This is a genomic window from Synechococcus sp. NOUM97013, assembly GCF_014279815.1.
Taxonomy (GTDB): domain Bacteria; phylum Cyanobacteriota; class Cyanobacteriia; order PCC-6307; family Cyanobiaceae; genus Synechococcus_C.
The window spans coordinates 2,162,118-2,177,516 of the sequence record NZ_CP047941.1; the positions used below are offsets into that span (position 1 = coordinate 2,162,118).

Annotated in this window: 14 protein-coding genes; 8 read left to right on the forward strand and 6 right to left on the reverse strand. The window is 60.1% G+C overall.

Annotated elements, in window-relative coordinates; translation table 11 throughout:
- Nucleotides 1–14: 14 nt before the first annotated feature.
- The 4 genes from SynNOUM97013_RS11800 to SynNOUM97013_RS11815 all read left to right on the forward strand — a co-directional run bounded on the left by SynNOUM97013_RS11800 (nt 15) and on the right by SynNOUM97013_RS11815 (nt 2,406).
- Nucleotides 15–440, forward strand: coding sequence for an iron-sulfur cluster assembly accessory protein (locus tag SynNOUM97013_RS11800; protein ID WP_186479950.1), 426 nt, complete (start codon nt 15–17; stop codon nt 438–440).
- Between the two features lie 67 nt (nt 441–507).
- The gene (locus tag SynNOUM97013_RS11805; protein ID WP_186479951.1) at nt 508–927 is read left to right on the forward strand and encodes a hypothetical protein; all 420 of its coding nucleotides are present in this window, start codon (nt 508–510) and stop codon (nt 925–927) included.
- 1 nt (nt 928) lies between these two features.
- Complete coding sequence (locus SynNOUM97013_RS11810; RefSeq protein ID WP_186479952.1) at nt 929–2,134, forward strand: lipid-A-disaccharide synthase-related protein; 1,206 nt, start codon at nt 929–931, stop codon at nt 2,132–2,134.
- On the forward strand, nt 2,131–2,406 hold the full coding sequence (locus SynNOUM97013_RS11815) for a hypothetical protein (protein WP_186479953.1): 276 nt from the start codon (nt 2,131–2,133) through the stop codon (nt 2,404–2,406). Before SynNOUM97013_RS11810 ends, SynNOUM97013_RS11815 begins: the two co-directional genes overlap by 4 nt.
- On the opposite strand, the gene SynNOUM97013_RS11820 is transcribed toward SynNOUM97013_RS11815, so the two are convergent.
- Nucleotides 2,342–3,286: a TIGR01777 family oxidoreductase gene (locus tag SynNOUM97013_RS11820; RefSeq protein ID WP_186479954.1), complete on the reverse strand. Its 945-nt coding sequence runs from the start codon at nt 3,284–3,286 to the stop codon at nt 2,342–2,344. The genes SynNOUM97013_RS11815 and SynNOUM97013_RS11820 overlap by 65 nt on opposite strands.
- 90 nt (nt 3,287–3,376) lie before the next feature.
- Nucleotides 3,377–4,630 carry a cation:proton antiporter gene (locus SynNOUM97013_RS11825; protein WP_186479955.1) on the reverse strand — a complete coding sequence of 418 codons (1,254 nt, stop codon included), beginning with the start codon at nt 4,628–4,630 and terminating at the stop codon, nt 3,377–3,379.
- Nucleotides 4,631–4,688: 58 nt separating this feature from the next.
- Between SynNOUM97013_RS11825 and SynNOUM97013_RS11830 the strand changes: the two genes are divergently transcribed.
- Nucleotides 4,689–4,946: an NAD(P)H-quinone oxidoreductase subunit O gene (locus tag SynNOUM97013_RS11830; RefSeq protein WP_186479956.1), complete on the forward strand. Its 258-nt coding sequence runs from the start codon at nt 4,689–4,691 to the stop codon at nt 4,944–4,946.
- On the opposite strand, the gene SynNOUM97013_RS11835 is transcribed toward SynNOUM97013_RS11830, so the two are convergent.
- The 4 genes from SynNOUM97013_RS11835 to SynNOUM97013_RS11850 form a co-directional block, all read right to left on the reverse strand.
- Entirely contained in the window at nt 4,943–7,021 is a 2,079-nt protein-coding gene (locus SynNOUM97013_RS11835) for a phospholipid carrier-dependent glycosyltransferase (protein WP_186479957.1), read from the reverse strand. The two genes, SynNOUM97013_RS11830 and SynNOUM97013_RS11835, sit on opposite strands and share 4 nt — an antisense overlap.
- Nucleotides 7,021–7,737, reverse strand: coding sequence for a J domain-containing protein (locus SynNOUM97013_RS11840; protein ID WP_186479958.1), 717 nt, complete (start codon nt 7,735–7,737; stop codon nt 7,021–7,023). The genes SynNOUM97013_RS11835 and SynNOUM97013_RS11840 overlap by 1 nt, the downstream gene beginning before the upstream one ends.
- Entirely contained in the window at nt 7,734–8,702 is a 969-nt protein-coding gene (gene cysK, locus SynNOUM97013_RS11845) for a cysteine synthase A (RefSeq protein WP_186479959.1), read from the reverse strand. The genes SynNOUM97013_RS11840 and cysK overlap by 4 nt, the downstream gene beginning before the upstream one ends.
- Before the next feature lie 240 nt (nt 8,703–8,942).
- On the reverse strand, nt 8,943–10,616 hold the full coding sequence (locus SynNOUM97013_RS11850) for an iron uptake porin (RefSeq protein ID WP_186479960.1): 1,674 nt from the start codon (nt 10,614–10,616) through the stop codon (nt 8,943–8,945).
- A 512-nt stretch (nt 10,617–11,128) separates the two neighbouring features.
- On the opposite strand from SynNOUM97013_RS11850, the gene SynNOUM97013_RS11855 reads away from it, so the two are divergent.
- The 3 genes from SynNOUM97013_RS11855 to SynNOUM97013_RS11865 all read left to right on the forward strand — a co-directional run bounded on the left by SynNOUM97013_RS11855 (nt 11,129) and on the right by SynNOUM97013_RS11865 (nt 15,395).
- On the forward strand, nt 11,129–12,715 hold the full coding sequence (locus tag SynNOUM97013_RS11855; RefSeq protein ID WP_186479961.1) for a glycosyltransferase family 39 protein: 1,587 nt from the start codon (nt 11,129–11,131) through the stop codon (nt 12,713–12,715).
- Between the two features lie 43 nt (nt 12,716–12,758).
- On the forward strand, nt 12,759–13,838 hold the full coding sequence (locus tag SynNOUM97013_RS11860; protein WP_255442785.1) for a glycosyltransferase: 1,080 nt from the start codon (nt 12,759–12,761) through the stop codon (nt 13,836–13,838).
- Nucleotides 13,839–13,925: 87 nt separating this feature from the next.
- Nucleotides 13,926–15,395, forward strand: coding sequence for a glycosyltransferase family 39 protein (locus SynNOUM97013_RS11865; protein ID WP_255442786.1), 1,470 nt, complete (start codon nt 13,926–13,928; stop codon nt 15,393–15,395).
- Nucleotides 15,396–15,399 lie beyond the last annotated feature (4 nt).

Below are 15,399 nucleotides of genomic sequence, written 5' to 3' on the forward strand. Positions count from 1 at the left end.
TCCCAGAGCCTGCAATGTCCAGCTCCGAAACCACCGCTGAAACAACTGCAACTGCAGTGGTAGACACGGCTCCCTCCCACACCGCACGGGATGGCAAAGGCGTCCTGATCACCGAACCTGCCATGCAGCAGTTGGCGAAGCTGTGCGCTGATCAGGGTGACAACAAGGTGCTGCGCGTCGGTGTGCGCTCTGGCGGCTGCAGCGGTATGAGCTACACGATGGACTTCGTGCCGGCATCCGAAACGCTTGAGGATGACGAAAGCTACGAATACGAGGCTCCCGATGGCGCCACTTTCACGGTGATCTGCGATCCCAAGAGCCTGCTCTACATCTACGGAATGCAGCTCGACTTCAGTACGGCACTGATCGGCGGCGGCTTCAATTTCACCAATCCGAACGCAACGCAGACCTGTGGCTGCGGGAGCTCTTTTGCTGTCTGAGTCGGGGGCCCGGTTCGCTGAGGCTTCTGTGGGAATCTGAAGAGATTGCTTGAAGGTTCAACGCTTCATGGAGTCCAGCCAGGAAAGTCTGTTTCAGCAGGCGATGAGCCGCTATCAGCAAGGTGCTCCAGCCCAGGAGCTGCTGGCCGATTTTGAAGCGATCACCGCTTCAGCGCCGCGTCAGTCAGCGGGTTGGACATGCCTGGCCTGGTTGCAACTGCTCTGTGACCAATCTGATGACGCCCTGCGCTCAGCCCGGATGGCCGTGAAGTTGAACGGACAGGACCCCCAGGCTCGCATCAATCTCTGTTTGGCGATGCTGGAAACGAAAGCCAAGGGCGTGAGAGATCACATTGAAGTAGTTCAGCAGGTGCTGGCGCTGGCTCCCGATGTGGGCGCAGAACTGAAGGAATCGATCGACGACGGACTGAAGCGGCGACCTGAATGGCCGGCTCTTTTGAAAGTGAAGGCCTGGCTGGAGCTCTGAGGTGAGTCGACTGCTGTTGCTCAGCAATGGTCATGGGGAGGATCTCTCCGGTGCCTTGCTGGGCCGCGCGCTGCAGGCTGAAGGACACAACGTCGAAGCACTTCCGCTGGTAGGGAAAGGCCAGCCCTACCGGGATGCAGGCATTGGCCTGATCGGGGGAACCCAGGAGTTCAGCACCGGTGGACTGGGTTACACCAGCCTGCAAGGGCGCCTGACCGAATTGGTCCAAGGACAGGTGATCTATCTCTTGAGACGCCTGGTCCGCCTGCTGCGCATTGCCAAGCGCTACGACCTCGTGGTGGTGATCGGCGATGTGATTCCAGTGATGGCGGCTTGGCTGAGCAGACGCCCTGTGGCCACTTACCTGGTGGCCTATTCCAGTCACTACGAGGGACGCCTGCGCCTGCCATGGCCATGCAGTGACTGCCTGCGCAGTCCACGTTTCAAAGCGATCTTCAGCCGCGATCAACTGAGTGCCGACGATCTCAGCAACCAGCTCAAACGACGCGTCGATTTCCTCGGCAACCCCTTCATGGATCCTGTGCTGAGCGACACCAGGCGGCTGCCCCCGGCCCGTCGCCGGCTGGGGCTGCTGCCGGGCAGCCGGCGACCGGAACTGGAACAGAACCTGCTGCTGTTGCTGCAGGTGATCGATCAGTTGCCAGAGTCTTGGCGCAACAACGGTGAGCTTCAGCTCGAGCTGGCACTGGTGTCGTCTCTCCAGGATGCGGAGCTCTCAGCATTGGTTGCACCACGCCACTGGCACCTGGAGGCAGGATCGGACAACAGACCTTCGGCGTTGTGTCGTGGTAACTGCCACATTTGGATCCGGCGCGGCAACTTCGGCGCGGTGTTACACAGCTCCGACCTGCTGCTCTGCATGGCCGGGACGGCCGCAGAACAGGCGGTGGGACTCGCAAGACCGGTGCTGCAACTGGTGGGGCAGGGTCCGCAGTTCACCGAAGGCTTTGCTGAGGCCCAACGCCGTCTGCTGGGACCCAGTGTGTTTTGTGCTCCAGGAGAAGCTGGTGATCCAGTCACGCTCGAACGGACGGCTCAGATGGTGTTGAACCTCCTGGAGCGACATCAACAGGACGCTGAGTTGAGATCCATCTGTGACAGAGAGGCTGTGAATCGTCTCGGCCTGGCCGGCGGGGGGAGCAGGATGGCGGCATCCATCTCCCGACTGCTGCAGGCGTCTCCATGAGCGCTCCGACGTCTCAACCGATCTGGAAGATCTGGCTGGATCGCCTGCTGGTGGTCAATGTCTTCCTGGTGATGGGAGGAGCCGGCTGGTTTGGACTGGCCGTGGTCAGCAGCAGCCAAGGGCTGGAAGCACCGATGCGTCAGTTCATGCGGCTCTGGGAGCCGCTGTTCACCCCTGCCATTGGTCTGTTGATGGGCGCTGCGCTGATCAACGGCGTCTGGAGCTGGTGGCAACGTCAAGTGCAACGGGCAAGGTCGGACAACGAAAGCTGAAGCCCACGGACTCGAGTCGGGTGGAGCGGACCTGCTGCCCCTCGAGAACAACCTTGGCGCCATCACCAAGCAGCAGCTGCAGCATCGGCCCAGGTACGGGAAGCAGACTCGGGCGACCGAGACAACGTCCAAGGCTGCTGGCAAAGATCGCCATGGACACGGGTTCAGGTGCGACGGCATTGAACGCACCGGACCAGGACTCCGATTCCAGTGCCGTCTGGATCATCGTGCAGAGATCACTGCGCTCGATCCAGCTCATCCACTGACGACCCGAGCCGATCGGACCACCGAAACCGGCGCGGAACACCGGAAGCATCTTGGCCAGTGCACCACCTTCGGCTGACAGCACAATGCCGATCCGCAGCTGCACCAGACGCGTGGAGGCTGGCTTGGCGGCGGCGGTTTCTTCCCACCGCTGACAGAGCTGAGCCAGAAAATCGTCGCCAGCGGCACTGGCTTCATCGAAGCAAGCCTCTTCACTTGTGCCGAAATAACCCACAGCCGAGGCATTGACCAAAACCGAGGGCGGCTGATTCAGCGAGGCCATGGCAGCCACAAGATGACGGGTGGTGTCCAGGCGGCTGCTTTCAAGCAACTGACGATGCTGGGCTGTCCAGCGCTTCTCCGCGATCGGTTCACCCGCCAGATTCACCACGCCATCGCACAAATTCAGCGCCTCGTGCAGTGGAGTGGATGGCGCCCAACTGGCCGCCACGGCCGGGTCGAGTTGGATCCAATCAAGCTGGGTAGCTTGAGCCGACGAGAATCCGGCTGGTGATGGCCGGCGACTCACCACAGTGAGTTGATGACCTGCAGCTTGAAGCTGAGGCACCAGGCCACGGCCTACCAGACCGGTGCAACCAATCAGCAGGAGGCGCATGGGATGGCGTCAAAGGAAATTGACGTTAAGCAGCAAACAACGAATCGGAGGACAGTCGATGAACGAAATGCAGCAGCGCGCCAACTCTGATCAGGATGAGACGGACATCTCGGGAGCGTCTTCCGGCAGGGTGAGATTCAACTTGCGCGCCAGCGGCACCAGCGCAAAACCCTGGATGAACAGACCGTAAAGAACCACGGCAAGGGCAAGCGGAGGCATGGAGGCACCCCAACTCACGCCCGAAGACCAAGCCGTGATGGCCATGGCGATCGGCACAGCACCGCGTAGGCCAGCCCAGCAAACGAAGATGCGTTCCCCGGAGCTGAACGGAGTTCGCCAAAGGAAGATGTGCACCATTAGCAACCGGACCAGCTGCATCACAAGGAACAACACCAACGCGAGCCCTGCCGCATAGACGACGTCCTTGGGGTTGACCACCAGGCCCATGCAGAGGAACAGAAGCAATTCCGCCATCTTTGCGTAGCTGGAATGAGCCTCAGCAAGACGGTCTTGATCAAGATCGTGGCTGTTGCCGAGCACCAACCCCGCCACATAGGCAGCCAGCAAAGGGCTTCCGCCCAGCAGCGATGTGCCGCCACTGAGCACCATCAGTAACGCCAAGCTGACCACCGGCAACATCGCTGATTGATTCAGTCCCATGCGCGTCCCCAGCAGCTGAACCGTCAAGCTGCCGCCGAGAAAGCCAATCAGGATGCCGAGCAGGAACTGACGCACCAGGTCCGTCACAAGCGATCCTGCCTCCATGCCAGAACCGCCGGCCAGAGCGAGCGCAAGACCAGCCAACACAACGGCCATCGGGTCGTTGAAGCCCGACTCACACTCGATCAGATCGATCAGCGGCTTGGGCAAGCGTCCCTGCAAAGGCCTCAGCAAGGCGAGCACCGCCGAGGCGTCGGTGCTCGCCACCATGGCTCCAACGAACAAACATTTCGGCAACAGAGCCACCATCGACCTCTCGCCCTGGGCCAGGCCAAACCCAAGGCCCACCAGCGTGATCAGCGCAGCCGTCATCAGCACGCCGACCGTTGCCAATCGACCCGCAGGCTTGATCACGCCACGCACGGATTGCCAATTGGTGGTGAGCCCGCCGAAAAACAGCACCAGCACAAGGGCCGCTTCTGTGATCTGCTGCGCATGGTCGAGGTTCAGCAGCGTGATCTGCTTCGTGCCGACGACATCAACATGGTTGTCAATCAACAGGCCGAGCAACAGCACCATGAGGATGCCTGGCACGCGAACCCGTGCCGCCAGATCATCGAGGAGCACCGCCACCAGCAGCAATCCCCCGAAAGCCACCAGATAGAGGGAAAGGCCGTTGTCCAAGTGGAGTGGAGTTGCAGTGTGAAAGGGTTCTAGCCTGCCTCAAACACAACGTCCCGTGATGGCCGAGACACCGTCGAGCCCAGCACCAGCCGCCAAGGCCAAACCGGCCCTCAAGAAGGGTGCTCTGGTGCGTGTGAATCGATCCGCCTATGCGGGCAGCGTCGAAGCAGGAGCCAGCGATCCCCATCCTCCTGCCTACATCTTTGATGGGCCCGGCGAAGTGCTGGTGGTGAAAGGTGACTACGCCCAGGTGCGTTGGCGTCGCCCGGTTCCTGACGTCTGGCTGCGCATCGATCAGCTCGAATCCTTCTCCTAAGGCTTGAGAGCCTCTTCAACACTGGAAACGGCTGCCGGCACCGACTGAATCGCTTCAGGCAGTCTCCACAACGCTCCGCCAAGAACAGCCGACAACGCATCAAGGCTGTCGAGAATCGGTTCGGAACCATGGCGCATGCGGGCCTGAGCCGCTGTTGAAGCGGCTTGCCAGGGGTTCCATCCCGCTAGCAGCACAACGCTGCGGTAGGCACTGGGCCAGGGATTCTCAGGAATCAAGGCCTCCAGCGCTTCGAATTGGCGTGCAGCCTCCTCGGGACGATTTCCGAGGACGGCGAGCAAAGCCAAATTCCAACGGGCCTGAACATCGGATGGGTCTCGCGCCAGTCGATCCATCGCCTCCGCTTGCACCAGCGGCCGATAGTTGAAATGGCCGTCGAGCATGTGCTCAGTAGCCACACTGCTGAACACCGGATCCAGGCCTTGGGGGCCGGCGGCCATCCCAGCGGCGAGATCAGGGAAACGTCGCTCAAAGCCGACCGGTGCAGGCGCATCCCCACGGCGACGCCACAACGAGTAACTGCCCCCTTCCGGCCTGGGGAATACCTCCACCTGCTGAAAAACACCGCTGTCGCGAATGGCCTGATCAAAGGCCCGGGCGGCTTTGCGAACCGAGCCTTGTTTGCCCTCCGCCAGCAACACCCAAGAGGCATGCCGCAAAGCCGGCTCAATGTGATCAGGGCTGCCACCAAGCTGACGGCCAACCAGCTGTCCGCCGTTGCGACGACCGTAGTAGCTGACGTTGTGTTGATTCAGATCAGGCGTGCTTGGCACCACGATCAGCGTTGCCGGTTCAGCCGTGGGATCCGCGCCACCGGCCCGAGCAACGATGGCCTCAAGGGGTTGCCCGTTGGTGAGGCGAAGACGAGCGCTCTGGGCCTTCCAAGAGGGTGCAAGCACGGCCAGACCACCGACTGCCAGAGCGAGGCCAGGAAGCCAGGGCGAACGGGAGGGCCAGCGCTGGCCGATCCATTCCCCCCACTGCCACCAACCACGCGTCAGCAGAAGCAGCAGGGACGGCAACAGGGGGGCGATGTAACGCGCGTCCTTGTTAGGGCTCAGATTCGTGACCAGCCAACCCAACAGCAATGTGCCGATCAACCAGCACCAGGGATCACGGCAATCCTTTCCCAGGGCCACTGAGGCAGTCCCCTTCAAACGCTGCGTTCGCATCCACAACAGCAACCCTGCAATCCCCACGCAGAGCACCAACCAACCGATTTGATCGGGCAGCACACGCAAGTACCACAACCAGCCTTCGAGACTGAACACGCCAGGGTCTCCCTCACGGGCCGCCGACTCGATCACCGCGCGGTTGGTTCCGCCGAGGGTGGTGATCCAGTTGTGGCGGAGCCAAGGAAGCACAGCCAGCAGCACCAAGCCGAAACCAGCCAGAGCCTGCAGCCGTCGGCCCTGGCCAATGCGCTGCGCCGTCATCAGACACCATCCCAGAGCAGGCAATAAAACAAGCAGGGAGCTCTGTTTGACCAGTAGACATCCGGCCACAGCAGCGGCCGCCAAACCGGCTTGCCACCAGCGACCACCACTCTGGGGAGACCACCAGGCACCAAGCCGCCAGAGCGCCAGTGTGACCATGGCCATCAGTGGCAGTTCGAGGACGTAATCCGTGCGCAACTCCAACACCATCGGAGCCAGCACCACTGCCGACACAGCCAACAAAGCGAAGGTCCTGGCCACACGCAACGGCTGCAGCAGCTGGAGGGCCCAAGCCGCTGTCGCGCCAAGGAGCAACGCGTTCCAGACACTCAGACTCCAAGCGGCCTGCGAGGGTGAATCCCCCGCCAAAGCCATCACCGAACCGTTCACCAGCGACGCCAGCGGCGGAATCTTCGGCGATAAATCCAGAAGAGCATTCCAACCCTGCCACTCACCGCCTGCCAGCACGCCCAGAGCACGACCATGGTCCAGCGCGCTGTTGAGGTAATCGGCCTGATCCCAAGAGGGAAGACCACCATGTTGACTCCACCAGAGCCGATCCATCGCTGTCGCCAGAAGCCAGAGCAGCAGCAGACCCAAGCGAAACCCAAGCGCTCCCATCAGACGATCTCCAGGCGACGGCGTTCGTCCTGCAGCCGTTTTCGACGCTGACGCGCTTCCCGCAACATCTCCCGGCCGTCGTGGAGATAGTTGTCGACGTAGCCCATCGTGTAGCGCTCAAGCTCCGCGATGGCGTCTTCCACCTGAGAGAGACAGTGATAGACGCTCAGACCAAAACCCTTGGCAGACGGAGGTGTGGGAAGCGACTGAAAGAGCGTCTTGACCTTGTCGAGACGATTGCGACTCTGTTCGAGATAGCTGCAGAACGCCTCCATCAGCGCATCGTCATAGGGGTCGGCCGACAGGGCGCGAAGTTCCCCGGCAAAAGGATTGATCACCTGCCCAAGCAGACGATCAATGGGGACATAGACCTTCTGAAGCCAGGTGGCCAGCTCCTGATCGGCACTGGCACCCTGCCCTGAAGCGCGTCGCGCCGCACGGCTGGCACGCGCATTGCGCGCACCGCGGGCACGCGCTTCTTCACGGGCTGAGCCACTTAACCGATCGAAAGCACGGCGGCTCTGAGGATCGCCGAGCTGCTCCCAGGCAGCATTGAGCGCGAGGATGGTTTCTTCATCACCACCCGCATCGGGATGATGCTGTTTCACCAGGCGGCGATACGCCGCCTTCAGCTCATCCTGGGAGGCAGTCGAAGCCACCTGCAGCACGGCATAAGGGTCAAGAGATGACTCGTGCTCCGCGGAGTTGAAGCTCAAAGCTGACCATCCCGCCGCGCCGGCAGTACCGAAGCAGCACTGAACATTGGTGTCGAGAGATAGCGCTCTCCGAAGCTGGCAAGAATCACCACGATGCGGCGCCCCTCCATCGAGGGGCGCTGACCCAGCTGCAGTGCAGCGGCCACAGCGGCTCCACTGCTCACACCAGACAGCAACCCTTCTTCCCTGGCCAAACGACGACCGATATCCATGGCTTCGTCATCGGAAATGGCCATCACCTCATCAATCAGATCAGGATCCAACACAGGGGGAACAAATCCAGCCCCGATGCCCTGGATGCGATGAGGCCCGGCGGATCCACCCGACAAGACAGGACTGGCTGCAGGCTCTACCGCCACCACCTGCAGATTTGGCCGACGCTCCCGCAGCACCCTTGCACAACCGGTGATGGTGCCACCGGTTCCCACACCGGCAACAAAGGCATCCAAAGAACCATCGGTGTCGCTCCAGATCTCTTCAGCCGTGGACTGGGCATGCACGGCTGGATTCGCAGGATTGTCGAACTGCTGCAGCAGATAGGCCTCTGGGATCTCGTCTACTAACTCACGGGCCAGATTGATGGCACCTTGCATGCCCTCACTGCCTGGCGTGAGCTGAAGCTCGGCGCCATAAGCGCGAAGCATCGATCGCCGCTCCGTGCTCATCGTGTCGGGCATCGTGAGGATGAGCCGATAACCACGGGCGGCAGCCACCATGGCCAAAGCAATGCCCGTGTTGCCACTGGTGGGTTCCACCAACACCGTTCGGCCTGGTTCGATGGTGCCGTCACGCTCGGCAGCCTCCACCATGGCTCCGGCAATCCGATCCTTTACCGAAGCGGTGGGATTAAAGCTTTCGAGCTTCGCGAGGATCTCAGCTTTGCAACCAAAGGCCTGGGGCAAACGGTTCAGCCTCACCAGAGGGGTGCGTCCCACAAGCGCAGTGATGTCAGAAGCGATGGGCATGCGAGTCGGGCGACTTGGCTCCTTGACATCCATTCAATGAGCAGGGCAGCAGCTCACTGACCTTGGAGGAGACATCAATAGCAATCTGAATCGCCAGCGTAGGTAATGAAGAAGGACCTGAAGCGCGCCTCGGGCATCAAGCGAGCCGCCAAGTGATCCAGGAGGCCATGGATCAATCAGCCCGCATGCAAAAAAAAAGCCCCCTCGTTGAGGGGGCTCGTCAAGCTGATCAGGACGTGATCAGAACTTGAAGGTGGTCTTCACGAGACCGCCGAAGTTGGAGAAGGTGTCGTCGCGGTCGCCTTCGGGGTCGCCGGAAGGACCGAAACCACCGCTAAGAGCAGCGGTACCTTGACCCAGGGGACGGCTCAGGTAGAAGAGCGCGGGAGTCACAGAGATGTTGTCGGTGACTTGGAACTTGTACCACCATTCCCAGGCGTAGTTGCCATCGCCGATCCACTCGCTGCCTTCGAAATCGTCGTCGAAGTCAACGCCGGTGATGAAGGTGGACTGGCCAACAGCCATACCAGCAGAGTTGCCTTTCAGGAAGACATCAGACCACTGCAGACCCACATACCAGGACTGGGAGGTGGCGCTGTCAGCGAAGAGGCTGGCATCGTCGTCGATGTTGGTGGTGTTGATACCCCAACCGGTGCTGATGCTCGGGAACCAGCTAGCTGATTCAGGAGACCAGTAGGCGCTCAGACCGAAGGAGTTGGTGACACCCAGGCCAGCGAAGCTGACAGCGGAGGGAGTGGCATTGCCGCCGTAGATGCCAACACCGTTGTCGCCGGAAGCGTAGTTATACGCAGCAGCGATGCCCCAGTTGTCATCGGTGTAAGCGATCTGCACGGTGCCGTTGGAGGCTGCGCAGTCAGTGGCGATACCACCGCAGCTATCGATGAAGTCTTCACCGATGAACTCTTCGTCGTCTGAAGCGAAGAAGCTGTTGTCTTCAGGGTCGGAATTAAAGCCGTTAGCGCTGACGTAGTTAGCGCTGATGCTGAAGCCACCGCTTTCCCAGCTCAAGCCAGCACCTTGACCCAGGGTCAGGTTGTAAGTACCAGGAGCACCGGCGTAGGTGAAGAAGTCGAGGACGGTGTCAGCGGGGTAAGCGCTAGGCCACACAGCCAGCATGTCGTCCTGACGGACCAGACCACCCACGGTTGCAGTGAAGCTGTCGCCGATGGGGAACTGATACCAAACGCGGTTGATGGCCACGTTGTTGGGACCGTTGGGCTCTTCGAAAGCGGTCTCCATGGTGGTCATGCCGTTACCGAAAACGGACTGACCGAAGTTGCCAGCACGCAGCATGGTGCGCAGCAAGTCCTTACCCGTGAAGCTGGTGTCCAGGAACAGACGGGTGTCGTAGTTGAAGGTGGTGGCGCCGAATTCAGCTGCATATGCATCAGCTGCGTCATCAACGCTGCTGCTTGCAGTGGAAGCACCGATCACGAAGGTGGTTTGACCCTTCAGCTTGGTGGTGGTGGAGAACTGGGTTGCTTCCAGTTCGCCCACGCGGGCTTCCAGACCGTCCACACGGCCCTTGATGATGGCGAGTTCCTTTTCGAACTCCATCATCAGGCGCTTCAGCTCGTCGGTCACTTCGGTGACGCGGTCGAGACAAGCGTTCAACAGTGCGGCCGCTTCAAAGCGGGTCATCGCACGGTTGCCGCGGTAGGTGCCGTTGGGATAGCCAGCGACGCAGCCGTAGCGCTCGATCAGATTGCTCAGAGCCTGATAAGCCCAGTCCGTCGGATAGACGTCAGAGAACTGAGTGATGCTGGTGACCTGCTCGCCAGTCGAGGCGTAGTCGGCAACACCGGCAACGTTGACTTCAGTCGCACCGGCGGCCACAGGAGCCAGAAGGCCCAGGGCAGCGGGAGCAACCAGCAGTTGCTTGAAAAGTTTCATAGGAAAAGGGTCCTCACACAGACCGACGCATAGCGTCATATGCACCATGCTCGTGAGCCGACTTCGAATCCATCGGTCGTGTGACACAAGCAACCCTGGCTGGTATCAAGCGACACGCTGCAAAAAAGTTCGTGTTGATACAAAACAAACATCGGCATTGCCTGCTGTCAGCGGTTGCTGCCCACACAAAGACAGGGGTCGAGAACCCCAAAACAAAACGATGCCCCCGACCGAATCTCGGCCGGGGGCTCTCGCCGGGTCCGCTCTGGCGCGGAACCGATTGATCAGTCAGAAAATGGTGCCGTCAGCCGGCGTTCTCCGCGATCAGCAGACCCTGCTTCAAAGAACTGGAACTCATGGACACCTCCTCCTGAAGGATTGTGAATGCCGGCAACGCCTTCGAAATCAACGCCACTCCGAAGAGTGAAGTCAATCTCACGTCACTGCACTCTGAACATTCCAACCCTACCGAGATCCACCCGAACTGTGGACCCTCTGTACGCTCCGAGGCCATGGCCCAAAAGCTCCCCTGGCGCCTGCTGCTGATTCTTTGGGTCACGGCAGCACTGCTTTCCTGCATTGGCCTTGGCGACTTGCCGCTGAGAGATTTTGATGAAGCCACCGTCGCCCGCGTGGCGCTGGAATTCCATCAGGGCAGAGGCGAAGCCTTTTTGCTTCCAACCCTCTGGGATGAGCCATACCTCAACAAGGCACCAGGGCTGCACCTGATCATCGCAACACTGATTGGCCTCACCTCCCAACAGGCACTTCCCTCGGAATGGACAATCCGCATCGCGCCTGCGTTGCTTTCAAGCCTGATCGTGCCGCTGGGGGGATTGCTGCAGTGGCAGCTGCGTCCAGGCGACCGTGACAGCTGCCTTGCCACCAGCGCCATCCTGCTCACGCTGCTGCCGATCGCCCGCCATGGACGACTGGCGATGCTGGACGGCACGCAGCTGACCGTGATGGCTGTGCTGTGGATCGGCTTGTTGCGCCTGCATCGGGCACGCCATCCGGCAGGAATCGGCTTAATGACAGGACTTGCAGCCAGCGGCATGCTCCTGCTGAAGGCCCCACTACTGATACCGACCGCTGCCGCCGGCCTGGCCGCCATAGCACTGGGCCGGGAATGGCGGCATTGGCGATGGATCTCCGCAGCTCCAACACTGCTGATCGGCATCCTTCCCGGCATCGCCTGGCACCTCTGGCATGGCTGGCAGCGGGGAACCTCTGCGCTTTGGCTCTGGGGAGGCGACGGCGCCGGTCGTGTGCTGCTGGACGCCGGAGAAGGCAGCGACCTTGGCTGGCGCGTGCCCCTGATCGAGCTCCTGGAAGGCGGATGGCCCTGGCTCCTGCTCTTCCCCATCGCCCTCTTTGGGGCTTGGCGCATACGCCAATCGCGCTGGGGCTATTGGAGCCTGGGCACCATGGCGGTTCTTGCAGCAGCAATCCTGCCGCTGCGCACCCAGCTTCCCTGGTACAGCCATCCCCTCTGGCTTCCGTTCGCACTGCTATGCGCACCACTGCTGGCATGGGTGGTCAACCGGATGCCCTGGCCATCAGGCACCGTGCCGATGCGCAGGATCCTGGCTCTGATACCTGCACTCTGGGCAGGCCTTGGGGGGCTTCTGCTGATCGCCGGGATGGTCAGCCTGACGCCGGCCGCAGATGCCTTGAGTGATTACCGGTCGCCTGCTTTGACACTTGGGGCTGGCTGGTGCATCGGCGGCATCCTGCTGATGCACGACACACAGAACAGACGACGAGTGGGCGCCTTATGCCTGGTGATCGGAAATGTGGCCGCTCTTGCGCTCGTCTTCCACTCGCCGCTCTGGTTGTGGGAACTGAACGAAAGCTGGCCCGTCAGGCCCGTGGCCGAGATCACAGCAAGCGCAGACGGATCTCCGATCCGCCTCAAGGGCTTCAACGAACGCCCAAGTCTGAACTGGTATGCCGAACAACGCATTCGGCGCGAGCAATCAGACAACGGCAAGGCCCTCCGACTCAGTGATCAACCGCAACCCGACTGCCAACTCCTCGCCGAAACAGGCGACTGGACCTTGTCTGACTGCGATAAAATGACCAAGAAGGGTGAATAACGTGTCTTCCAGCGCAGCAAATATCACCAATAAGAGTCAAGGATTGTCAATCATCCTGCCCACATTCAATGAATCCGGGTCCATCAAGCAGGTCATCACCGCTCTTCTGGATCTCACCCAATACCGTCCAATTGAAATTCTGATTGTCGACGACGACTCGATCGACGGCACCGCGGAAATTGTTCGAATCCTGGCCAGGGAGGATTCAAGAATTCGCATCATTCAACGGGTCGGACGCTCAGGCCTCGCCAGCGCCATCAAAGAGGGATTGATTGCGGCCGTCCATCCCATCGCAATTGTCATGGACAGCGACGGACAGCACGAACCAGCATCCGTGCAGCAGGCCATCGAAGCCTTGAGCGCCAACAATGATTTGGTCGCAGGCAGCCGTTTTCTTGACCAGTCAGAAATCCGTGGACTGAGCAACCGCCGCACCGATGGCTCAACCATGGCCAACCGCATGGCGCGATGGAGTCTTCCAACAAACTATGCACACCTCACCGATTACATGAGCGGCTTCATCGCGCTCAACCTTGATCGTTGTCTTCCATTCATCCGCCAAGTGGATGTCAACGGTTTCAAATTTCTCTACGAATTACTGGCTATCAGCAAAGGTCAACTTCGCGTCACTGAAATCCCCCTTCGCTTTCAACCACGACTCCATGGGAGTTCAAAACTTGACTATGCCGTGCTCTGGGACTTCGTGATCTCTTTGATCCATACGTCCACCTTTCGGATTTTGCCGAGACGCGCCATCAGCTTTGGCCTCGTCGGCGCCTCAGGAGTGGTGATTCAACTCCTCAGCACCTTCGTTCTGATGACGATCGGGTTGAGCTTTCCGCAATCGCTTCCCCTTGCCGTGATCACAGCGGCAAGCTCCAATTATCTGATCAATAACATCCTGACCTTTGGAGATCGACGGCAAAAAGGGCGTCAACTGATCAAAGGACTGTTGAAATTTTTGCTGGTTGCCTCACTTCCCTCTCTGGCCAATGTGGGCTTGGCTAATAGCTTTTACAACATGGTCCAGTCCCATGCTGTTTTGGCACAGCTTGCGGGAATCATCGTGGTTTACATCTGGAATTACGCAGCGTCATCTCGCTTTGTGTGGAACACCCCCTGAATCACGGCCGGGATGAACTCAAGTGATGATCAACAGACCAGGTCATGTCAGCCACCAGCTGGCATCTGGGCACCTGTCCTGCTGGGCGTGGTTCTGCGTTTGGTGAATATCTGGATGCCCGTGGTTGGCATCCACAGCTGGCGGCAAGCAGACACGGCTGCCATGGCCAGGCATTTTGCTGAATCCAACACGGCGATCTGGTTGCCGCAGATCGATTGGGGAGGAGCTTCACCCGGATACGTGGAATCGGAGTTTCCACTGTTCCCTTACCTGACAGGTCAGATCTATCAGCTGTTCGGGATTCACGAATGGATTGGCCGTGGCCTGTCGGTGCTATTCAGTGCGCTCACCATTTGGCTTGTCATCCGACTGGGTCGACGCTGGTTCAATCCGGCAGCCGGGTGGTGGGGTGGCATGGCTCTAGCCGTGGCACCACTCGGTGTGTATTACGGACGCGTCTTTCAAGCGGAAGCTCTGCTGCTGCTCTGTGCAGCAGGAGCATTGGAAGGCCACAGCATCTGGGTGGAACGACGGGCCTTCTGGGCACTCGCGTTGAGCTGGCTGTGTTTCACAGGAGCAGCCCTGATCAAGGTGATTCCCTTGCTATGGCTCGGCCTTCCCCTATTGCTGCTGCAGCTCACTCCATCCCCCCAAGGGGCAGCAGAGCCTCCTCAGCAGATGCTGCAACGACTGCTGCGTTTGCTGCGCAATCCCTGGTTCTGGGTTTACACAGCCACCACTCTGGCGGTGACATCAGCCTGGTATCTGCATGCCTATCAATTGGGCCAGAGCAGTGGTCTGACCTTCGGCTTCTGGGGAGAGGACAGCGATCGCAGCAACATCGAACTGGTGCTGAATGGTTCGAGCTGGGTGAACCTTGCCATCCGTGTAGGTCTCCGTGCACTGCTCGTGGTGGGGATGCCCTTCCTCGTGATCGGCGCCATTCACGGCTGGAGGGTTGGTGGTGGGCGCATCGCCCTCTCAGGCGTGATCGGACTTCTGCTCTGCACTGTGGCGACGATGCGATCCAGCACGGTGCACGAGTACTACCAGTTTCCGTTGCTGCTGTTCAGCTCACCCCTGGTGGGACTTGGTTGGCAGACCTGGCAATCCCATCAGCGGCGCTGGCTGGTCCGGACGTTGCTGAGCCTCACCTTGATCATCAGTGTGATGGTGCTGTCGATCGACTACTGGGCGGTGGAAGCAAGGCAACGCAGGATCTGGATGCCACTCGCTGAGACCATCCGACGCGAGCTCCCCGATGACGCTCGCATTGTGAGCGTCACCGGACCGGATCCAACCCTGCTCAACCTGGCGCGTCGTCAGGGTTGGCTGATCGCCAGCCAAAAGCTCACGCCAGAGCGCATCCAGGAGTTGAGAGACGCCGGAGCCAGCCATCTGGCAGGCAGTTTCCAATGGCAGGAGACCTACAACCCACTGCACGAGAAGCAGAGATCCAAGCTGGAACGGCTGGCCATCTCCAGCTCAGCTCCTTGGGTCGACCCACAGAAGCAGACCTATCTGCTTCCGATTGACGGGTTACCGGGCAACTTCTGATTCC